Source organism: Rhodophyticola sp. SM2404, from assembly GCF_053570515.1.
The window spans coordinates 89734-108921 of the sequence record NZ_JBSEDL010000002.1 but is presented as its reverse complement, the minus strand read 5'-3'; the positions used below and the strand labels follow the sequence as shown (position 1 = coordinate 108921).

Sequence of the window (19188 nt, the reverse complement as noted above, 5' to 3'; positions counted from 1 at the left end):
CAACCCCTATTGAACCAGACGAAGACGGTTGATCGAGGTTGCGATCGACGCGAAAGCATCAGCAATGTCCAGCGATCCGCCATAGGTGATCGGGTAGTAATGTGCTGGCGTTGTGGCGCAATATTGCATCATTTCCTGTCCGACGCGCGGGGCTTGAAAACCGATTGTAAACACAATGATCCCTTGGGCGCGGGCCGCATCGCAAATGGCACGTGTGTTCGCATCAGCGATGTCGGGGGTGGCATGGGCTCCAAAGGCGGCATAGCGCACCCAATTGAAGTAGTCGTAATTTCCAGACCGCTGGGCGGGCCTCAGGTAGAATTCGGCTGCGACTTTGGCGGCTGTGTATTCGCCAAACAGTTCTAGCCAATCAAGTGCCTCGGACTCATCCCCACGATAGGGCTCGTCTGACCAAAATCCCCAGTAATTGTTGGGTTGATTATGCTGCGGGTCCCACCAATGTGTTTGCTCCGGTATCCAATAACGATCATGACCGGGATAGAAGATTGACCAGCGATGATGGTCATCATGGTAGAAAACATTCGATGGTCCGTGGCGAAACTCATCCCATAGATCATGTTGCTCGCTGTTCTCTCCATCAGTCATCAGGACGATGACCTTGAGGGTCTCATCATTGTCATAGTCAAATGGGCGACCTTCGAAATCAGAATTGGCAGCGCCTGTATCAATGAGCTCCGACAGTGCGGGTCGCGCAACTGGATCGAGAAGGCCAACGGCCCATTTCATGCCCAGGTCCATGGCTGTCCAGCCGCTTTGCGTAAGCGCACGAATGGATTCCACAAGCTCTTCTTGGTTCGAGGACCAAGGTATGATGGCGTGTCTGTCAAGCGGTCCGCCATTGGGGTTTGCGCGGGTCCTTGAGGAGTAACAATGGCTGTATAGAAGGTCGGAATGCCATTCGCGGTGGTAATAATCCGCATGTGCAAGACGAGCGAGAGGGGTTTCCGGATCAATTGCTGTATTGTGAAACTCTTCTGGAGGGAAGCGCGCGCAATTTGACGCGTCATGTTCATCGCTCAAGGTGAATACGCTGGCCAGCCTCGTGCCGATATTGACCCGACCGTTGTAAGGGATCAGCGAGATCGAGACGGTGTCGCCATTCGGGGAGTTTTGGTTCATCGCAAGGAGGTCGACAACGAAGTCTTCGGCGGCATCGCGCATCTGAACAATTCGGCTGCCCCCCATGGAGCCAGAGACATCCAGCGCCAAGGAGATTTCTAGAGTTTCGACGCTCTCTTCGGCGACCGCAGAGGCGGGGGAGGTCAAGGAGTTCACACCGAACATATTCATGAAGAGCAGATTGATATCCGCCTCCACAAATGCCTCAACCCGGGTTGAGGTCATGCTGCTTTGCGGGGTGACCCGAAGGCGGTAGTTTTCAAGTTCGGATCGCGCGAAGTAATCTCGGACCACGGCTTCGGCATCGGCGTTCTGATCTAGCGAGGCGGCGGCCAGAACGGCGCGGTCCAGCGTGTATTGCATCTGCACGCGTTGGGTCTCGTAGCGCAAAATATCAATCGCAACACCGCCAACGGCGATCATGATGACAAACATGATCAGCCCGAAAATGGTGACTGTGCCGTCTTCGGCCCGCACAAAACGATTGGCGAGAGTGGATGGTGTCTTTGGTTTTTGTGGCGTGAAAACTTGCGCCATTTTGCTACCCCTCTTGATTGGGCCCCTAAAGTCAGGGTTCGCCCATGGCCTGTTTTCGGCGGGAAGCTAGGCGAAATTACGGCAAATCGGGGCGGCATTCGCGGCCATTTAGGACAATAAAAATGGCAATTTCGGGCCGAATGCCTGGTCTTTTTGGTTGAATCCGCGCCCTCTTAAGGATTGTTCTACGCCTGCCAGCTAACAAAATGCGGGATTATCCGTTGTGGGATGAGTCAAAAGGAGGAACTTCCATGACTACCACGAACCCTACTGAGCCCAGCTTTCGCGAGTCAGTTGATTTAATGTTTAATCGGGCAGCGTCACTCATGGAGTTGCCCCCTGGCCTTGAAGAAAAAATTCGTGTCTGTAACTCTACCTATACCGTGCGCTTTGGCGTGCGGCTGCGTGGGCAGATGCATACATTCACCGGCTACCGCGCTGTTCATTCCGAACATATGGAGCCTGTGAAAGGCGGCATTCGCTATGCGATGAATGTCGATCAGGATGAGGTTGAAGCGCTTGCCTCGCTGATGACCTTCAAATGCGCCTTGGTCGAAGCGCCTTTCGGCGGATCAAAGGGCGGTTTGTGCATCGACCCGCGCGAATGGGATGAGCATGAGCTGGAGCAGATCACCCGCCGTTTCGCCTATGAGCTGATCAAGCGCGATCTGATCAACCCCTCCCAGAACGTACCTGCCCCTGATATGGGCACGGGCGAGCGGGAAATGGCGATCATCGCTGACCAATATGCGCGCATGAACACCACCGATATCAATGCCAAGGCCTGTGTCACGGGTAAACCGCCCCATGCGGGTGGTATTCAGGGCCGTGTCGAGGCGACAGGGCGCGGCGTGCAATATGCGTTGCAGGAATTCTTCCGCCATCCCGAGGATGTCGCGGCAGCGGGCCTGTCTGGCAGCTTGGATGGCAAGCGTGTCATCGTTCAGGGTTTGGGCAATGTGGGCTATCACGCGGCCTTGTTCCTTGCACAAGAAGATGGCTGCCGTGTCACCCATGTGATCGAACGCGACGGCGCGCTGTCCTCGCCCGATGGCCTTGATGTCGAAGCGGTGCGTCACTGGATTGCGCAGCATGGCGGCGTCAAAGGCTGCCCGCATGGCACTTATTCCGAGAATGGTGCCGCCGCGATGGAAGAAGAATGTGATATTCTTATTCCCGCAGCCCTTGAGGCCGTGATCAACCTGTCCAACGCAGATCGTGTGCAAGCGCCTTTGATTATCGAGGCGGCCAATGGGCCGATCACCGCAGGTGCGGATGAAGTCCTGCGGCGCAAGGGAACGATCATCATCCCCGATCTTTATGCCAATGCGGGTGGTGTGACAGTGTCCTATTTCGAATGGGTCAAGAACCTCAGCCATATCCGTTTTGGCCGGATGCAGCGCCGTCAGGAAGAGTCGCGTCACGAATTGATCGTGAACGAGCTTGAACGTCTGTCCAAGGATAGTGGCATTGGCTGGTCCCTCTCGCCCGACTTCAAATCGCGTTATCTGCGCGGTGCGGGTGAGTTGGAACTGGTCCGCTCGGGTCTCGATGACACGATGCGCACCGCCTATCAGGCGATGCGTGAGGTTTGGCATGATCGCTCGGATGTGCCTGATTTGCGCACGGCAGGCTATTTGGTTTCGATCAGCCGAATTGCTTCGGGCTATCGCGCCAAAGGCCTCTAAACCACAGCGCGGCGGGGCTAGGTTTTAGCCCCGCCGCGATTTTGCACCAGAAGAACAGAAATCAGATCAGCAACTGATTTCGACTCGCGTGCCGCCGTTACACCGCCCACAGCCACGCGCCGTCCGCGCCGCCACCACAACCCTGGCGCATAGGCTTTCGCCCCCTGAGGCTGTTTCAGCCGGATCAGGAAACCACCCGCCGGCTTGAAGGCAAAAAAACCGCGATCGACGCTTTCGACATTGTCGATGCTGAACAAAACGCGCCCTCCGACCTCACGCAATTCCAAGCGCGTCAGCTCCAGCGTGCGCGAAGACACATCCCATACTATCCATGCGAGCCAGAGGCTGCCTGCCCCCATCAGGATCAGAAAGATAAGCCAGCCGATATCCACGGGCGGTTGCGTGGCCGCGATCCAGAGCAACAGCACCCCGAGACAGCCCAAGCAGCCCGTCGCCATCACCCGCCGCGCCGTATTGGGCGAGATGCGTTCCAAAACTTCATCTGGATTATTCATGGCTACATCCCCGATCCTTTGCGCAAAGGCCTAAAGGCTTCACGCGAAACGCCATAAACCACGGGCATTAGCCGATGGCCAGAGTGCAGGCTGAAGTCTCTATGCCTCGCGGCGCACTTCATAGCCCTGTTCTTCGGGTTCATCATCGACCATCTCGGGCGGGAAACCATCTGCCCGAATATCCAGACCTGTCGCCTCTTCAAGGCGGCGGATGATATTGGGCGAAAGCTCCCGCTCTCCGAAGCGCGCGATACCGTCTTTGAATATCTCGATCATCAGCGGGCTGATTTCCAAAGGCACGCCCGCAGTATCGGCAACCTCTTGGAACAAGCCAATATCCTTGAGAACAAGATCCATCGTGAAGGAAATATCGCGCGAGCCGTTCAGGATAACCTGACTTTCGGTTTCATGCACAAAACTGGTGCCCGATGAAATCCGGATCGCCTCATAGCTTATGCCCAAATCCATGCCAGCGGCCTTGGCGACGGTCAGCGCTTCGCAGCAACTCAGCAGATTGGCTGTGGCCAGATAATTTGTGATCACCTTGAGAACCGAGGCCGAGCCGACCTCGCCCGTATGCAAAACCCTGCGCCCCATCTTGGTCAGCAAGGGCAGAACGCGCTCAAAAACATCGCGCTCGCAGCCTGCAAAGATCGAGATATTGCCGGTATCAGCCCTGTGGCAGCCGCCCGAAACAGGGCAATCCACGGCAGCCCCACCTGCCTGTGTCACCAATGCGGCCAGCCTTTTGATCTCGGCTGCGTCTGTGGTGCTCATCTCCAGCCATATCTTGCCCGCAGAGACCCCTTCCAGTAGCCCGTCTGGTCCTTCGACAATGGCGGCGGATATTTTGGGGTGGGGCAGGCATGTGATGACGATATCGCAATCGCGCATCATCTGGGCTGGTGTTTCGCCGATTTTGGCCCCGCGCGCTTCGAACTCGGCGCATTTTGCGTCATCCAGATCATGGACGCTCAACGCCACGCCATTGCGTAGCAAGGAGCCTGACAGTTTCGCGCCGACATTGCCGAGCCCGATAAATCCTACATTCATATGCTGTTTCCCTTCATTCCTGCCGCAAACCTTCCAGCCTGCCCTGCGCCTGTCTGTGCCGAAACCGACCCCTGCAATGCCGCACAGAGACCGTGTGCAGGCTCAGAATTGCCTAAAGGGGGGCTGCGGGCTACCTCTTGGCGCAAGCAAACAGGAAAGGTGCTACCCCATGTCGATCCGTCCCATTCTTGAAAGTCGTAATGCTATGCCCACCATGGAAGGGGCAGGCGTGCATCTGCACCGTGCGTTCGGGTTCCAGGACCCGACCGAGCTGGACCCGTTCCTGCTCTTTGATGATTTCCGCAATGATGATCCTGCCTTCTATCAAAAGGGCTTCCCTTGGCACCCGCATCGCGGGATCGAGACGATCACCTATGTGCTTGCAGGCACGGTCGAGCATTCCGACAGCCTCGGGAATACAGGCAAGCTGGGGGCAGGCTCGGTGCAGTGGATGACCGCAGGGCGCGGGATTTTGCATCAGGAAATGCCCTATGGAAACGGCAAGGGGCAGATGCACGGGTTTCAGCTTTGGGGCAATCTTCCCTCCAGCCTGAAAATGACCGACCCGCGCTATCAGGATGTCGAGGCGGCCGAGATCCCCGAGATCATCGATGATGACGGCACCCGCGTGAAAGTGATCGTGGGAGAGTTCTGGGGCAAGAAAGGCCCCGTGGATGGTATTGCTGCCGATCCGCAATATCTTGATATTTCGGTGCCTGCAGGTGTGAAAAAGACCTTCAAGATCGATACCTATCGCCGTGCCTTTGCCTATGTGTTCGAAGGCGCAGGTGCCTTTGCCGATGCCAGCCAGCCCTCGGGTGTTTTGCTCGAAAAAGAGGTGATGGGCGAGGAGGTCAATATCCGCGATCTATCAGGGGACCGGACTTTGATCAGGTTTGGCACGGGCGATGAGGTCACGGTTCAGGCGGGCCCTGAAGGGCTGCGCTTTTTGCTGATCTCGGGCGCGCCGATTGAGGAACCCGTTGCTTGGCACGGCCCGATTGTGATGAACACCCAAGCGGAGTTGCAGCAAGCAATGCGGGATTTGCGCAATGGAACCTTCGTGGCCCCTGCGCATTAGGGCTAGATGATATCGCGCCAGACCAGCAGCACAACGATCAGGACCAGCACAATCGCAACGCGAAAAGCGATTTCGCCAAAGAGAAAGGCACGCTCTCGGGCCTGCCTTTCGCCTGCTTTTAATGTCATCAGGTGGCGCTTTACCATCTCGGCCTCGGCCTGCACCAATGCGGGGTCGGTGCGGGCGGCCAGTTTGGGATGGGCGGCACGCGCCTGAAAGGCCAGCAGCGCCTGCGCTGAATTGCGCACAGGCGTGGGCAAAAGCCTGTTGGTGCGCTTCACCGCTTGCGCGAAACTCTTGGCGCGGATGCCAAGCCGCTCGGCGATCAGGCCGCGCAATTCATCGGTAAGGGTGTCGATTTCCTCACGGGTCATCTTTGCGTCATCCTTGCTAGGCTAGGCTCAGGTTAGAAGGGCGCGGGCGCGCGCTCAACCCCTCTGGTTCATGATCTGCGGCACTGGTAGAAAGCAGCTATGCTGGAAACATATACAATCGGGTCTGATACGACCCAACCGCCCGTCCTGATCGCGCATGGCCTGTTCGGCTCGGCGCGCAATTGGGGTGTGATCGCCAAACGCCTGTCCGATCTGCGCCGCGTGGTGACGGTCGATATGCGCAACCATGGGCAAAGCCCTTGGGATGACAGCAATACCTATTCCGATATGGCCGCTGATCTGGCTGAGGTGATTGAGGCACAAGGCGCGCCGATGGATGTGGTGGGTCATTCCATGGGCGGCAAGGCCGCGATGATGCTTGCGGTTACCCGCCCCGATCTGCTGCGCCGTTTGATCGTGGCTGATATTGCGCCCGTGGCCTATGGCCATAGCCAATCCCATTTGATCGAGGCGATGCGCAAGATTGATTTGACCGAGGTCACAACGCGCGGCGATGCCGACCGCCAGCTTGAACCCCATGTGCCCGAGGCTGGTGTGCGCGCCTTCTTGCTGCAATCGCTGGATGTGAAGGCCAAGGCATGGCGGCTGAACCATGATGTGCTGGAGCGTTTCATGGACGACATCGTCGGTTGGCCCGACGGGGTCACAGGCCAGTTCGAGGGGCCCACCCTGTTTTTGTCAGGGGCCAGTTCGGATTATGTTTTGCCCGATCATCGCCCGCTGATCAAAGCGCTGTTCCCGCAGGCGCGTTTTGCCAAAATTCCGCAAGCGGGCCATTGGCTGCACGCCGATAAGCCACGCGAATTCGAGGCAAGCCTGCGCGCCTTTTTCAGCTAGGGCGGCGCATGCGGTCCATCAGATTGGTCTTCCAGACAAATTGGTGAATAAGCGCTGCGATGATATGGGCGATGATGAGAAGCAGCATCAAGGTCTTGAGAATTTCATGAACCTCGCCCGCCGCTTCGATCTGGCCGCCCCATGCGGCCATCCCTGACAGGGGCAGCAGCACCAGCAAGCCGTAAAATCCCATATGCGCCAGATGCGAAAGCTTCTTGAAAATCGCGGGTTCGCCTTCGGGGGGCAAAGGCGCGCCATGGCTGCGGCGCAGGCTGAAGCGCCAGATCGTCAGGATCAGGATCACCACTCCCGGCAAGCTATGCGCCATCACCGCAAAGGAGGGTGCATAGACGCCCGTTTCAACCGCGCGGTCATAGGCGGTCGAAATGCCTTCATGAAAGACAAATTGTAGCGCGACCAAAATCGCTGTGGCCCAGTGGAGCCTGATTTGCAGGCGGGAATAACCTGTTGGATGGGACATGGGCAAAATGCTCTGGCTTGAAAAATTCAACTGGGGTGAGTTTAGGCACCGCGCGGTCGGTTTTCCAGCGCGAAGCGCGCGGGCCAGCCAAAATTCAGCCCATATCAGGTGACGATACGGGCTGATCAAACTTTGAGAGTGGAACACAAAACGGAAGAGGGCGCCTTTAGTCGTCCATCTTCAATGCATTGATGAAGGCCGATTGCGGGATCTCCACCTTACCGAATTGGCGCATCTTCTTCTTGCCCGCTTTCTGCTTGTCCAGCAGCTTGCGCTTCCGCGTGGCATCGCCGCCATAGCATTTCGCGGTCACGTCCTTGCGCATGGCCGAGAGGGTCTCACGTGCAATCACGCGGCCCCCGATTGCGGCTTGGATCGGGATTTTGAACATATGGCGCGGGATCAATTCCTTGAGCTTTTCGCACATCATACGGCCCCGCGTCTCGGCGCGGTCGCGATGCACCATTGTTGAGAGCGCATCCACGGGCTCGTCATTCACAAGCACCTGCATCTTCACCAAGAAGTCCTGACGATAGCCAATCATCTGGTAATCGAAGGAGGCATAGCCCTTGGTCACCGATTTCAGGCGATCATAGAAATCGAACACCACTTCGTTCAACGGCAGGTCATAGACCACCATCGCGCGGGTGCCCGCATAGGTCAGGTCCAACTGCTCGCCGCGACGATCTTGGCAGAGCTTGAGCACATCGCCGAGATATTCATCAGGCACAAGGATTGTCGCCTTGATCCGTGGTTCCTCGACATGGTCGACATAGGTCAGGTCGGGCATATCGGCGGGGTTATGCAACTCCACAATCGACTCGTCCTTCATATGGACATGATAGATCACAGAAGGTGCTGTGGTGATCAGGTCGATATCATATTCGCGCTCAAGCCTGTCGCGGATCACCTCAAGGTGCAAAAGCCCCAAGAAACCGCAGCGGAAGCCAAAGCCAAGGGCCGCCGATGTTTCCATCTCGGATGAAAAGGAGGCGTCATTCAGGGCAAGTTTCTCGATGGCTTCGCGCAGGTCTTCGAATTGCGCCGCATCAACAGGGAACAGGCCGCAGAACACCACTGGGATCGATGGCTTGAAGCCCGGCAATGCGGTATCGGTGCCCTTTTTCTCGTGGGTGATCGTGTCGCCCACACGCGTGTCGCGCACCTGTTTGATCGAGGCCGTCAGGAACCCGATCTCGCCTGGTCCAAGTTCGGGGATGTCTTTCATCTTCGGGGTGAACACGCCCAAACGGTCGATCTGATAGAGGCCGCCCGTCTTCATCATGCGAATGCGGTCGCCCTTTTTGATCTTGCCATCCACCACGCGGATCAGAACCACAACACCCAGATAAGGGTCATAATAGCTGTCGATCAGCATGGCTTTTAGGGGGGCATCTTGCTCGCCGCTGGGGGCGGGCAGGCGGGTGACGATGGCTTCCAGCACGTCGGGAATGCCGATGCCTGTTTTGGCCGAAATCTCGACGGCCTCGGAGGCGTCGATCCCGATCACATCCTCGATCTGTTCGCGCACGCGGTCAGGCTCGGAGGCAGGCAGGTCGATCTTGTTGAGAACGGGGACGATCTCGTGGTCGGCATCAATGGCCTGATACACATTGGCCAAGGTCTGCGCCTCGACACCTTGTGTGGCATCCACCACCAAAAGCGATCCCTCAACCGCCCGCATGGAGCGCGAAACCTCATAGGCGAAATCGACATGGCCGGGGGTGTCGATCAGGTTGAGGATATAGGTATGGCCGTCTTTCGCGGGGTATTCGATGCGAACGGTATTGGCCTTGATCGTGATCCCGCGTTCCCGCTCGATATCCATGCTATCAAGCAATTGGGCCTGCATATCGCGTTCAGCGACTGTTCCAGTCAATTGGATCAGACGGTCGGCAAGGGTGGATTTGCCGTGGTCGATATGGGCAACAATCGAGAAGTTGCGGATACGGGAGAGGTCGGTCATGGCGGCCAGCTTTCTAAGGGTCAGATGGGGAGATAGCCCAAGCAGAGCAGGCTGAAAAGGGGGCGCGTTGCAATAGCGCGCCTAGTGGTGAAACGGGGACCCCGCGCGGCTTGCTAAGATGAGCGTGCAATGGCTATCGGCAGAAGCTTGCCGCTCCCCTTAGATATATTGAAAAATGCGCCATTTCTGGTCATGCTGGTCTAATAGTAGCGGGCGAAGATCCGCATCAACCTGAGGCATGACAGATGAAAACACCGATCCTTGCGGCTCTTTTATCCCTATTGATGGCCTCGCCCGTTTTGGCGAACCCGATTGAGCGGGCCTGCAACCAATCCGACAGGCGTGCCGCTTCTGCGCGTTTATGTTCCTGCGTGGGCATGGCCGCCGAGATAACGCTTAGCAATTCCGAGCAACGCCAAGCCGCCCGTTTTTTCCGCGACCCCGATCAAGCTCAGAATGTTCGGATGTCGGACCGACGCAGCGACGAGCGGCTTTGGGAAAACTACCGCCGCTTTGGTGAAACAGCCGAAGAGATGTGCGGCTAAGGCCCAAACCCCGTTCAGGGAAGCATCTCGGCCCAAGCCTGTGCGCCGCGCTCGATCAAATCCAGCGCTGCGTCGAAATCCCTTGTGTAATAAGGGTCGGGCACGTCCACGGGGCTGTCCGCCAAAAGGCCCAGATAAAGCGCAATCTCGGCTTTATGGCCTTGCGGGGCCAGTGCTTTGAGATCGCTCAGGTTCTGGCGGTCCATCGCAAGGATCAGATCAAAGCGCTCAAAATCCTCCACCTGCACTTGGCGCGCGCGCATCTGCTCCATATCATAGCCGCGTGCCTTGGCCGTTTGCGCGGCGGGGCCATAGGGTGCATCCCCCACATGCCAGCCCCCTGTGCCCGCGCTATCGATCTGCATATGGGGCAGCAGATGCCGCAAAACCGCCTCGGCCGAGGGGGAGCGGCAGATATTGCCCAGACACACACATAAGATACGATACGGCTCGGTCATGCAGATGTTTTCGCGCGTGGCAGGCGGCTTGGCAAGAGAAGGGGTAGAAAATGGAGCGGATCGTTATTCTGACGGGGGCAGGGGTCTCGGCTGAATCGGGGCTTGGCACCTTCCGCGACAAGGACGGGCTTTGGACGCGCTATGATCTGGCCGAGGTCGCCACCCCTGAGGGTTTTGCCGCCAATCCCAAGCTGGTGCATGATTTCTATAACGCGCGCAGGGCCAACACTTTGGATGCCGAACCCAATGCCGCCCATCACGCTTTGGCGCGTCTCGAAAGGGTGTTTTCGGGTGAGGTTCTGATCGTCACACAAAATGTCGATGACCTGCATGAGCGGGCAGGCAGCAGGCAGGTCATTCATATGCATGGTACCTTGATCGGGGCACTATGTGCGGGATGTGCGCATCGCTGGCCTGCGCCGCGCGTTATGGATCACAAGGCGGCCTGCCCGCAATGCAGCCAAATCGCCACGAGGCCTGACATCGTATGGTTTGGAGAAATCCCCTACCAGATGGAGGAGATCCAAGCGGCTTTGTTTGCAGCGGATTTATTCGTGTCCATCGGCACCTCGGGCGAGGTTTATCCAGCCGCAGGCTTTGTCGATCTGGCGAATGCAGCGGGTGTTGAAACGCTGGAAATCAATCTTGAGCCAACTCTGGGCCCAGACCTGTTTGATCGTGTCATCGAGGGGCCCGCGACCCAAGCGGTGCCTGCATGGGTCGCGGAGATTTTGAGCTAAAGCGTGAGGCGCTTTAATTGTCCATCTGGCCGTGATCCATGGCATCATGGTCCATAGTGCCATGATCCATAGTGCCATGGTCCATATCGCCACCATGTGTCGGCTGGCGATCAAGATCGACGGGGATGGTCACGGTCAGGGGATCGGCATGTTCAAAGCTGAAGGTCACTTCAACCTCGCCGCCCTGTTCCATTGGCGCCTCTAGCCCCATGAACATTACATGCTTACCACCGCGTTCCAGCAGAATGGTTTCACCTGCTGCGATGGGAAAGCCTTCCTCGACATGGACCATACGCATCACGCCGTTCTCGCCTTCAAGATGGGTGTGCAATTCAACCCGCACCGCCGCCTCGGATGTGACGCCAGTGATGGTATCATCCTGATCCGAATGGTTGGTGATCTCCATGAAGGCAGCCCCCGTGGGCGCGGTCGGGCCTGAGGATCGTGCATAGGCATCTTCGACCATGATCTGGGCGGCTAGAATGTTTGGGGCCGCTACAAGAAGCGCGGCAAGAGCAAGGAATTTGAAGGACATATCTGTCTCCGACTGTCTGTTGTGTCTTTGATAAGGGTGGGAAAACTCACGCCGCCTGCGGCGGGTCACGTCCCTGACCGCCTTGCAAACGAACCGCATGATTGGCGGCGCGATAGGCGGTTTCATCAACAGATGTCAGAAAGACAGGGTTCAGATCGGGCGTATGCGCCCCCTGCGGCAAGGCCAAAGACCCGATAACGCAATCAGGGCAAGGCGCATCATGCGCGGAAGGATGGCCGTTTTCATCCAGCAGCGGCTCGCCATCGGGCCCGACCGAGACACGGATTTGATCCGCCCCGATACACAGCACCATCGTCTGGCCAAAGGCCATATCCGCGCGCGCCACGGCCATGCTGACACTACTCAGTGTCATCACAAGCACAAGGCAAAGCCCAAAGATATGTCGGAGCGTTTTGATCACAATCGCAACATGGTCTGTCCCAAGCCGATATGCGAGGCGACAAATCGCACCATGCAGAGGCTTGAAAGGGTGCAGAAAACGCGAACAGCCCCGCGCGCATGGCACAGGGCTGTCAGCAATTCATACCATCAAAGGATCAGGCCTCGGCCTGTGCCTTTTGCAGATCGCGCTTGATCTTGAGAGCTTTCGGCGAAAGCTCTGCATCCTTGGCTTTGCTCAGGAATGCATCAAGGCCACCGCGGTGATCCACAGTGCGCAGAGCGGCATTGCAGATGCGCAGCTTGAAGCGGCGATCAAGTGTGTCGGAGCCAAGTGTGACATCCGTCAGGTTCGGCAAGAAACGGCGCCGTGTTTTATTATTGGCGTGGCTGACATTGTTGCCAGTCATCGGACCCTTGCCGGTCAATTCGCATACGCGCGACATCGGTTCATCCTCGGTCTAGAAACGGAAGGGGCGTAGGAGGAGCTCTCCACGCCCGTAAATCTGGCGGGTGGATACGAGCGTGGGCGTGGGGTGTCAAGCGATTCATCTGCCCCAGATGCGCTTTTGCGGCCTGACACAGGCCCCAGACAAGGTTAGCACTGTCATATGGTTCAGGAAACAGAGCTTTCCGCCCCCGTAAAGGCCTATTTGGAAAAAATGGGCTATGAGGTGAAGGCCGAAATCGGTGCCGCCGATCTGGTTGGTCTGCGCGAGGGCGAAGATCCTGTGATCGTGGAATTGAAAACGCGGTTTTCCTTGGCGCTGTTCCACCAGGGAATTGCAAGGCTGTCCGTCTCGGATTGCGTGTATGTCGCGGTGCCGCGCGGCACGGGCAAACCATGGCAACGCGCCATTCGGGAGAATGTGAAACTGGCCAGACGGCTCGGCCTTGGGCTTTTGACGGTGCGGCTGCGCGACGGTTTTGTTGAGGCCCATTGTGACCCCGGCCCTTATGCGCCGCGCAAATCCAAACCCAAACAGGCCCGCCTTCTCAAGGAATTCGCCAAGCGTCAGGGCGACCCCAATCTGGGCGGCACGCGCGGCGCGGTGGTAACAGCCTATCGGCAGGACGCCATCACTTGCGCGCTGCATTTACAGCAAAATGGGCCTTGCAAAGGCGCGGCTGTGAGGGCTGAAACAGGGGTCGAACGCGCAACAACGATCATGCGCGACAACCATTACGGATGGTTCGAGAAGGTGGATAAAGGCGTCTACTCCCTGACCGAAGCGGGGCGGCTCGGCCTTCAACACTTGTCTGACGCGCCATAGGCGTAACTCTGCCTTACCTCCTTGAAAGCGCGCAAGCCGCGCGTCATGACTATGCCATGCAAACCGATTTCATCATCGAGACCAATGGCGCAGGCTCCTACGAGTTTACGAGCCATGTCAGGCGCTGGCTTCAGGGGCATGGCGATGGCCTGCTGACCCTCATGATCCGGCATACATCGGCCAGCCTGCTGATCATGGAAAATGCCGATCCCGAAGTGCATCACGACCTCAAAGCCTATTTTGACCGCCTTGTGCCACGCTCGGATCACCCCTCCATGGCCTATCTAACCCATACCTATGAGGGCGCGGATGACATGCCTGCCCATCTCAAGGCAGCTTTGATGCCTGTCAGCCTGTCGATACCTGTCAGGCAGGGCGTGGCGCGGCTTGGCACATGGCAGGGGATTTACGTGATCGAGCATCGCGACAGACCCCATCGGCGTGAAGTGGCCGCCCATTTTCGCGCGCATTAGCGTTTCATCTTGCCCGCGCGGCGCTTCAACCGAGTCCCGCGCGCCACAGGTTGGCTCTAAATGCTGTGGTATCGAATACCCACTACCCAAGCCCTATTGGTCGTCCTATAGTCACGGTAGAAACTTGGGAAAAAGACCCAATCAGGCAAGAGCATCCCCTGCGTCGCAGCAGGGTCGAGACAGATAATGAGGGGACGGACATGCGCTGCCCGTTTTGCGGAAATGTAGATACACAAGTGAAGGACAGCCGTCCTGCCGAAGATCACGTTGCGATCCGGCGTAGACGGTTCTGCCCTGCATGTGGTGGACGTTTCACCACCTATGAACGCGTGCAATTGCGCGATCTGGTCGTGGTGAAAACCAATGGCAAACGCGAAGATTTTGATCGCGACAAGCTGGAACGCTCGATCAGGATCTCCATGCAGAAACGCCCTGTGGAGCCTGAGCGGATCGATCAGATGATCTCGGGCATCGTACGGCGCTTGGAGAGCATGGGCGAGACGGATATCGCCTCCAAGACCATCGGTGAGATCGTGATGGAAAGCCTCGCGCGGATCGACACGGTGTCTTATGTGCGCTTTGCCAGCGTCTATAAGAATTTCCAGGCGACCGATGATTTCGAGGATTTCCTCGCCGAATTGCGCCCGCCTCAGACCGATAGCTGAGCGATGCAAAACGATGACGTCCGTTGGATGCGTGCAGCCCTGAGCATGGGCGCACGCGGGGCGGGTAGGACTTGGCCCAATCCATCGGTCGGCTGCGTGATCGTTAAAAACGGTGTCCTGCTGGGGCGCGGCTTTACCCAAGCGGGCGGCAGGCCACATGCCGAAACCCAAGCCCTCGCTCAAGCAGGCAGCGCCGCCCAAGGCGCCACAGCCTATGTCACCTTGGAACCTTGCAACCATCACGGCCAGACACCGCCCTGTTCTGGAGCTTTGATTGCGGCCGGAATTGCGCGTGTTGTGGTGGCCTTGCGCGATCCCGATCCTCGCACTGATGGCGGCGGTCTGGCGCGCCTTACCGAGGCTGGCATCTCCGTAGAAACAGATATTTGCAGGGCCGAGGCCGCCCGCGCGCATCGCGGCTTTGTAAACCGCATTCTCAAAGGGCGCCCACAGGTCACGCTTAAACTCGCCAGTTCTTTCGACGGGCGGATCGCGACAGGCTTAGGCGAGAGCCGTTGGATCACAGGGCCACAGGCCCGCCGCGCGGTCCATGCGATGCGCCTGCGCCATGATGCAGTGATGGTGGGCGGAGGAACCGCGCGTGCCGATGATCCCGATTTGACAGTGCGTGATATCGGGGCCAGCCATCAACCTGTTCGGGTGATCCTATCGCATAAGCTGGACCTGCCCAGTCAGGGCCGATTGGCGGCAAGCATTAACCACGCCCCGCTCTGGCTTCTGCATGGCACGGATGCGCCAAGCGCGGCCCGCAAGGCATGGGCCGCGCTCGGCGCAGAGCTCATCGAGATCGCGACAGACAGCACCTCTCACCTCGATATCTCTAAAGTGCTCCATGCGCTTGGCCAAAAGGGCCTCACATCCGTGTTTTGCGAAGGCGGCGGCGCGCTTGCGGCTTCCTTGCTCAAACATGATCTGGTGGATGATCTGGTGGGTTTCACGGCAGGCCTCGCATTGGGCAGTGAAGGCCAGCCAGCGATCGGCGCTTTGGGGCTAGGGCAGCTTTCTAGCGCGCCACGCTTTCAACTTCGCGACAGCCGCGCCATCGGCCCTGATATCCTGCATGAATGGGTCCGCCATCGCGCATAGCGCACCCTTGCCCATCTTTGCTTTAAAAATACTTCGGGGGTTTGGGGGCAGCGCCCCCATGCCTCATCTCCGCCAGAGCCAAGCATGGCCTTTGAACCAGCCCTGCAATTTGGCCAAAGCCCTGAGGCTATGTTTGCCGCTTTGCCCCTCACCAGACACCAAACGCTCCACAGCCACCTCGACCGAGCAAGGCGTGCGCGTGACAGGGTCCAGATAGCGTGGATAGGCAATCAAAACGGCATGCACCAAAGCCGCCAAGTCAGGCCGCGCTTGGCGGCGGGCGGGTACGGGGCCCAAATCCTTTGTCAGCCCCCAACCTGCATAAAACGGGGTTCCAAGCGTGGTCACGGGCTTGCCGCGGATCAGGGCTTCAAAGCCCAAACCCGATGTCATGGTGATGACCTTATCGGCCAGATCGATCAAACGCGCAGGGTCCGCGCCATGGGCCACATAATCGACAAGGCGTGATACCTCTTCTGCGGGTACCTCACCTTTGCGCAACCCTGCCTCCACATCTGGATGCGGTTTGTAGATAATAAAAGCCTTGGGCGAGAGGCGGCGGGCGGTTTCCAGAAGGTGAAGGTTGCGCGTCACTTCGCTTGTGCCAAGCAGGATCGATGCGTCATCCTCCACCTGGCCCGGAACCAATATCACCTGTCGCCCGTCGGTCTCGGGCAGCTCTGGTGCATCCCCGAGATTGTATTTGGTCACCCCGAGCGAGTTTAGTCGCGCCATCAAACGCTCGGCCCGCAACAGCCTAGAGGCGGGTAGTTTCGCGGCTTGGGCGATCAGCCGTTCAAGGCGGCTTTCACGGCTGGGGTCGTAGTAAATCCCCAGATCATCCGCCACGAGGCTGAGTGGTGGCACCAGATCGGCCCCCAGCCCGCGCGAGCGCAAGAAGCCATCCTCAACCCGTATCAGCTTCACATCCGAGCTTTCGGCAGAATTGACGATGTCATCGCTCACGCGGCTGGACCAGATCATCACATCCCGCCCGTCATCCTTGGCGCTGGCAATGGCCCTCTCAGCGCTGTCCTCAAACGTGACGGAGCGGCTCGAGCTTCCAAAAAACGCCTGCAAATGCCCGCGTTTCCATGCCCTCATGCCAAAGGCGACATGCCCCTTTCGGTCCTCACGCCATGCGCGGCTATTGGCTTCCAATTCGGCAAGCACATCTTCCAGACCGCAGAGCCTGTCGGCATGTGGATCATACCAATGCGGATAAAGGATCAAACTGCCCGCCACCAATTGCGCGCGGCTCAGTTTACGCTTGCGGCGCGAAGGCGGTTGGCGATCATCGGTCAGACCCCAGCCTGCGTAAAAAGGCTGCCCAAAGACGACAGGTTTATGCTCGGCCAGAATGGCTTCAAACCCCAATTGGCTGGAGACGGTATAGACCGCCACGGCCCCCTCCATCAGCGTCCATGGCGAGATAGGTTGGTCGAAAAGGGAAATCCTGTCCGAGCAATCTTCCTCCGAGAAATGCCCGTCGCGATGGCCGTCTTGGGTCTCGGGATGGGTTTTGATCAAGATGCGGGCGGCGGGAAAATCCTCCTGCGCCCAATACAGCATCTCGCGGAAACTATCGGCATTTGCGCCCCCAAGCTTGATCGAGGCATCACCGCGGGTCTGGTCGATCACCAAAACATAGCCCGGTGGGGGTGGGGCAATATCGGGGTCGACGGCGGCGTATTTAGTCAGGTGGTTCTCGCGCATTCTATCGGCGGCATCGCGGGCGCGGTTAAGCAAAGCGGTATCATCCAGCGGATGGTTAGCCAGAATATCTTCCAGCTCGGAGGGCTGGCGTGCATCGAAAAACGCGCCCTTGCGGTCGATGGTCAGCCCTAAAGGCGGCTCACCCGCGCGGCCAGGAAAGAGCGAGCGCAAGAAGGCATCTTCCACACGCACCACGCGCGCCGATGTGGCTTCGGCAACCTTCTCGCCACGGCCCGCATAGGGCGAATGCCCCCAGACCAGTACGTCATCCTGCGCAGATGGTTTGCCAAGCTTCAGCTCATAGCCCGCCAATTCCAAAATGCGCCGCACGCGGCTTTGGGTGAAAAAACCTGCATTGAAATAGAAACCCCGCCGGATATCTGTTCCGGCGGGGTTATCTGTTATTGTATCAAGCGGCTTGGCCACTGGGATCAATTGCCGAGGTTGGTGATCGATCCTGCGGTGCTCAACGTGCCTGTCAAAGCGTTCAGAGCACGCGACCATTGGGCGAAAGGTGCCTCGGTCACATAAACAGTGTCGCCATCGCGGATCGCAAAATCACGCGCCTCGAACATGCCTGTGGGTGCTGTCAGATCAAGCACATAGATCATGCGCTGCACACCTGTCAGGTCACCTCGGCCCAGAACAGTTCGGGCAATCGCCTCAGGCTCGTTGCGCAAAACGAAGACGCCGGTTGGGTCGGCAAGGCTGGGGTTCAATCCGCCAACGGTCGCGATCGCTTCGATCACCGAGATGGTGCGCGATTCGAAAGGCACGCGGGCTTGGGTGCCTGTTGCACCAAGCGAGGTGAAGGAGCGGGTGTCCTCTTCCACCAAGATGCGATCCCCGCCGCGAAGCGCGATATCGGTTGATGGATCATTATAGAGATCTTGGAACCAGACCGAGCCGCTGTGATTACCGCGCACAACGGTGACGCGGGCAATTTCAGGTTCGATAGAGACACCGCCAGCCGCCGCCAGCATGCCCGACAAGGTGCGGGTCGGGCGCGAAATCGGATATACGCCTTGGCTGGAGGCCGAGCCTGTGATCGACACGGTCGAGCCATCGCCCGCTTCACGGTTCACGATGACCTGCGGGTCTGGTGTTTGCTCATCAAGATTGCGGGTCAGGATTTGGCGCAGCGCTTCAGGCGTGTTGCCTGCGGCACGGATGCGGCCTGCATATGGTATGAAAATATGGCCTGAGCTGTCGACTTGCACTGAATCGATGCGTGCTGCGTTGCCGCCTGCGCCTGCAAGCAACCCGTCCTCGACGTTTTCATAGATCGTCAGGGTCAGAAGATCGCCCGGGCGGATCACATCGGTATTGGTGACGCCTGCATTCAGGAAGGCGGATGTGAAGCCAAGCGCTTCGACAACGGATGTGGCCTGCGTCACGCGCGAGTTCACTTCAACGATGAAAGCATCACCTTCGCGTTGCACGGAACCTGCGAAAATTTCGTTGCGATTGGGCCCGATACGGGGAAGGCCGCAGGAAGCAAGAATGCTCACCACGACCAAGAGTGCGACTGCGCGCGCACCTCGGGAAGCCAGTAATGTCACGGAGCGGCTCCTTAATTGCCT

Annotated in this window: 21 protein-coding genes; 9 read left to right on the top strand and 12 right to left on the bottom strand. The window is 58.1% G+C overall.

Annotated elements, in window-relative coordinates; genetic code table 11:
* Positions 1-6 precede the first annotated feature (6 nt).
* A complete protein-coding gene (locus ACTYEO_RS03545; protein WP_449322338.1) occupies positions 7-1677 on the bottom strand; it encodes a TadE/TadG family type IV pilus assembly protein in 1671 nt (556 codons plus the stop codon).
* 251 nt (positions 1678-1928) lie between these two features.
* Between ACTYEO_RS03545 and ACTYEO_RS03540 the strand changes: the two genes are divergently transcribed.
* The gene (locus ACTYEO_RS03540) at positions 1929-3365 is read left to right on the top strand and encodes a Glu/Leu/Phe/Val family dehydrogenase (RefSeq protein WP_449322337.1); all 1437 of its coding nucleotides are present in this window, start codon (positions 1929-1931) and stop codon (positions 3363-3365) included.
* Between the two features lie 17 nt (positions 3366-3382).
* Here ACTYEO_RS03540 and ACTYEO_RS03535 read toward each other — a convergent pair whose 3' ends face one another.
* Positions 3383-3880: a hypothetical protein gene (locus tag ACTYEO_RS03535; RefSeq protein ID WP_449322336.1), complete on the bottom strand. Its 498-nt coding sequence runs from the start codon at positions 3878-3880 to the stop codon at positions 3383-3385.
* A gap of 99 nt (positions 3881-3979) precedes the next feature.
* Positions 3980-4933 carry an NAD(P)-dependent oxidoreductase gene (locus tag ACTYEO_RS03530; protein ID WP_449322335.1) on the bottom strand — a complete coding sequence of 318 codons (954 nt, stop codon included), beginning with the start codon at positions 4931-4933 and terminating at the stop codon, positions 3980-3982.
* A 169-nt stretch (positions 4934-5102) separates the two neighbouring features.
* On the opposite strand from ACTYEO_RS03530, the gene ACTYEO_RS03525 reads away from it, so the two are divergent.
* A complete protein-coding gene (locus tag ACTYEO_RS03525) occupies positions 5103-6014 on the top strand; it encodes a pirin family protein (protein WP_449322334.1) in 912 nt (303 codons plus the stop codon).
* A 2-nt stretch (positions 6015-6016) separates the two neighbouring features.
* On the opposite strand, the gene ACTYEO_RS03520 is transcribed toward ACTYEO_RS03525, so the two are convergent.
* Positions 6017-6388: a hypothetical protein gene (locus ACTYEO_RS03520; protein ID WP_449322333.1), complete on the bottom strand. Its 372-nt coding sequence runs from the start codon at positions 6386-6388 to the stop codon at positions 6017-6019.
* Positions 6389-6487: 99 nt separating this feature from the next.
* On the opposite strand from ACTYEO_RS03520, the gene ACTYEO_RS03515 reads away from it, so the two are divergent.
* The gene (locus ACTYEO_RS03515; RefSeq protein ID WP_449322332.1) at positions 6488-7246 is read left to right on the top strand and encodes an alpha/beta fold hydrolase; all 759 of its coding nucleotides are present in this window, start codon (positions 6488-6490) and stop codon (positions 7244-7246) included.
* Here the strand turns inward: ACTYEO_RS03515 and ACTYEO_RS03510 are convergent.
* A complete protein-coding gene (locus tag ACTYEO_RS03510) occupies positions 7239-7727 on the bottom strand; it encodes a cytochrome b (RefSeq protein WP_449322331.1) in 489 nt (162 codons plus the stop codon). The two genes, ACTYEO_RS03515 and ACTYEO_RS03510, sit on opposite strands and share 8 nt — an antisense overlap.
* 166 nt (positions 7728-7893) lie before the next feature.
* Positions 7894-9693, bottom strand: a complete 1800-nt coding sequence (lepA, locus tag ACTYEO_RS03505) for a translation elongation factor 4 (RefSeq protein ID WP_449322330.1) — start codon at positions 9691-9693, stop codon at positions 7894-7896.
* A 245-nt stretch (positions 9694-9938) separates the two neighbouring features.
* Here lepA and ACTYEO_RS03500 point away from each other — a divergent pair, with 245 nt between their 5' ends.
* Positions 9939-10238 carry a hypothetical protein gene (locus ACTYEO_RS03500; protein ID WP_449322329.1) on the top strand — a complete coding sequence of 100 codons (300 nt, stop codon included), beginning with the start codon at positions 9939-9941 and terminating at the stop codon, positions 10236-10238.
* 14 nt (positions 10239-10252) lie between these two features.
* Here the strand turns inward: ACTYEO_RS03500 and ACTYEO_RS03495 are convergent, their stop codons facing one another.
* Positions 10253-10696 (bottom strand): low molecular weight protein-tyrosine-phosphatase, encoded by a 444-nt coding sequence (locus tag ACTYEO_RS03495; RefSeq protein ID WP_449322328.1) that lies wholly within the window; start codon positions 10694-10696, stop codon positions 10253-10255.
* Positions 10697-10746: 50 nt separating this feature from the next.
* On the opposite strand from ACTYEO_RS03495, the gene ACTYEO_RS03490 reads away from it, so the two are divergent.
* Positions 10747-11436 carry an NAD-dependent deacylase gene (locus tag ACTYEO_RS03490; RefSeq protein ID WP_449322327.1) on the top strand — a complete coding sequence of 230 codons (690 nt, stop codon included), beginning with the start codon at positions 10747-10749 and terminating at the stop codon, positions 11434-11436.
* Between the two features lie 13 nt (positions 11437-11449).
* Here ACTYEO_RS03490 and ACTYEO_RS03485 read toward each other — a convergent pair whose 3' ends face one another.
* The 3 genes from ACTYEO_RS03485 to rpmB all read right to left on the bottom strand — a co-directional run bounded on the left by ACTYEO_RS03485 (position 11450) and on the right by rpmB (position 12816).
* The gene (locus tag ACTYEO_RS03485) at positions 11450-11971 is read right to left on the bottom strand and encodes a copper chaperone PCu(A)C (protein WP_449322326.1); all 522 of its coding nucleotides are present in this window, start codon (positions 11969-11971) and stop codon (positions 11450-11452) included.
* 46 nt (positions 11972-12017) lie between these two features.
* Positions 12018-12344: a hypothetical protein gene (locus tag ACTYEO_RS03480; RefSeq protein WP_449322325.1), complete on the bottom strand. Its 327-nt coding sequence runs from the start codon at positions 12342-12344 to the stop codon at positions 12018-12020.
* A gap of 184 nt (positions 12345-12528) precedes the next feature.
* Positions 12529-12816, bottom strand: coding sequence for a 50S ribosomal protein L28 (gene rpmB / locus ACTYEO_RS03475; RefSeq protein ID WP_449322324.1), 288 nt, complete (start codon positions 12814-12816; stop codon positions 12529-12531).
* 165 nt (positions 12817-12981) lie between these two features.
* On the opposite strand from rpmB, the gene ACTYEO_RS03470 reads away from it, so the two are divergent.
* The 4 genes from ACTYEO_RS03470 (at position 12982) to ribD (ending at position 15889) form a co-directional block, all read left to right on the top strand.
* Positions 12982-13644 carry a DUF2161 domain-containing phosphodiesterase gene (locus ACTYEO_RS03470; RefSeq protein WP_449322323.1) on the top strand — a complete coding sequence of 221 codons (663 nt, stop codon included), beginning with the start codon at positions 12982-12984 and terminating at the stop codon, positions 13642-13644.
* A gap of 56 nt (positions 13645-13700) precedes the next feature.
* Positions 13701-14117, top strand: a complete 417-nt coding sequence (locus tag ACTYEO_RS03465; RefSeq protein ID WP_449322322.1) for a secondary thiamine-phosphate synthase enzyme YjbQ — start codon at positions 13701-13703, stop codon at positions 14115-14117.
* Between the two features lie 200 nt (positions 14118-14317).
* Positions 14318-14782 (top strand): transcriptional regulator NrdR, encoded by a 465-nt coding sequence (gene nrdR / locus ACTYEO_RS03460; protein WP_449322321.1) that lies wholly within the window; start codon positions 14318-14320, stop codon positions 14780-14782.
* Between the two features lie 3 nt (positions 14783-14785).
* Positions 14786-15889 carry a bifunctional diaminohydroxyphosphoribosylaminopyrimidine deaminase/5-amino-6-(5-phosphoribosylamino)uracil reductase RibD gene (ribD, locus tag ACTYEO_RS03455; RefSeq protein ID WP_449322320.1) on the top strand — a complete coding sequence of 368 codons (1104 nt, stop codon included), beginning with the start codon at positions 14786-14788 and terminating at the stop codon, positions 15887-15889.
* A 63-nt stretch (positions 15890-15952) separates the two neighbouring features.
* Here the strand turns inward: ribD and ACTYEO_RS03450 are convergent, their stop codons facing one another.
* Positions 15953-18031, bottom strand: coding sequence for a capsular polysaccharide biosynthesis protein (locus ACTYEO_RS03450; RefSeq protein ID WP_449322319.1), 2079 nt, complete (start codon positions 18029-18031; stop codon positions 15953-15955).
* A gap of 5 nt (positions 18032-18036) precedes the next feature.
* Positions 18037-19167, bottom strand: a complete 1131-nt coding sequence (locus tag ACTYEO_RS03445) for a polysaccharide biosynthesis/export family protein (RefSeq protein WP_449322318.1) — start codon at positions 19165-19167, stop codon at positions 18037-18039.
* Positions 19168-19188: the final 21 nt, after the last annotated feature.

Coding starts and splice junctions, on each gene's coding strand:
- ribD (WP_449322320.1), top strand. CDS start 14,786: ATGCAAAACGATGACGTCCGTTGGATGCGTGCAGCCCTGAGCATGGGC.
- nrdR (WP_449322321.1), top strand. CDS start 14,318: ATGCGCTGCCCGTTTTGCGGAAATGTAGATACACAAGTGAAGGACAGC.
- ACTYEO_RS03510 (WP_449322331.1), bottom strand. CDS start 7,727: ATGTCCCATCCAACAGGTTATTCCCGCCTGCAAATCAGGCTCCACTGG.
- ACTYEO_RS03520 (WP_449322333.1), bottom strand. CDS start 6,388: ATGACCCGTGAGGAAATCGACACCCTTACCGATGAATTGCGCGGCCTG.
- ACTYEO_RS03470 (WP_449322323.1), top strand. CDS start 12,982: ATGGTTCAGGAAACAGAGCTTTCCGCCCCCGTAAAGGCCTATTTGGAA.
- ACTYEO_RS03535 (WP_449322336.1), bottom strand. CDS start 3,880: ATGAATAATCCAGATGAAGTTTTGGAACGCATCTCGCCCAATACGGCG.
- ACTYEO_RS03485 (WP_449322326.1), bottom strand. CDS start 11,971: ATGTCCTTCAAATTCCTTGCTCTTGCCGCGCTTCTTGTAGCGGCCCCA.
- ACTYEO_RS03545 (WP_449322338.1), bottom strand. CDS start 1,677: ATGGCGCAAGTTTTCACGCCACAAAAACCAAAGACACCATCCACTCTC.
- ACTYEO_RS03490 (WP_449322327.1), top strand. CDS start 10,747: ATGGAGCGGATCGTTATTCTGACGGGGGCAGGGGTCTCGGCTGAATCG.
- ACTYEO_RS03530 (WP_449322335.1), bottom strand. CDS start 4,933: ATGAATGTAGGATTTATCGGGCTCGGCAATGTCGGCGCGAAACTGTCA.
- ACTYEO_RS03495 (WP_449322328.1), bottom strand. CDS start 10,696: ATGACCGAGCCGTATCGTATCTTATGTGTGTGTCTGGGCAATATCTGC.
- rpmB (WP_449322324.1), bottom strand. CDS start 12,816: ATGTCGCGCGTATGCGAATTGACCGGCAAGGGTCCGATGACTGGCAAC.
- ACTYEO_RS03540 (WP_449322337.1), top strand. CDS start 1,929: ATGACTACCACGAACCCTACTGAGCCCAGCTTTCGCGAGTCAGTTGAT.
- ACTYEO_RS03465 (WP_449322322.1), top strand. CDS start 13,701: ATGCAAACCGATTTCATCATCGAGACCAATGGCGCAGGCTCCTACGAG.
- ACTYEO_RS03500 (WP_449322329.1), top strand. CDS start 9,939: ATGAAAACACCGATCCTTGCGGCTCTTTTATCCCTATTGATGGCCTCG.
- ACTYEO_RS03525 (WP_449322334.1), top strand. CDS start 5,103: ATGTCGATCCGTCCCATTCTTGAAAGTCGTAATGCTATGCCCACCATG.
- ACTYEO_RS03515 (WP_449322332.1), top strand. CDS start 6,488: ATGCTGGAAACATATACAATCGGGTCTGATACGACCCAACCGCCCGTC.
- ACTYEO_RS03480 (WP_449322325.1), bottom strand. CDS start 12,344: ATGACACTGAGTAGTGTCAGCATGGCCGTGGCGCGCGCGGATATGGCC.
- lepA (WP_449322330.1), bottom strand. CDS start 9,693: ATGACCGACCTCTCCCGTATCCGCAACTTCTCGATTGTTGCCCATATC.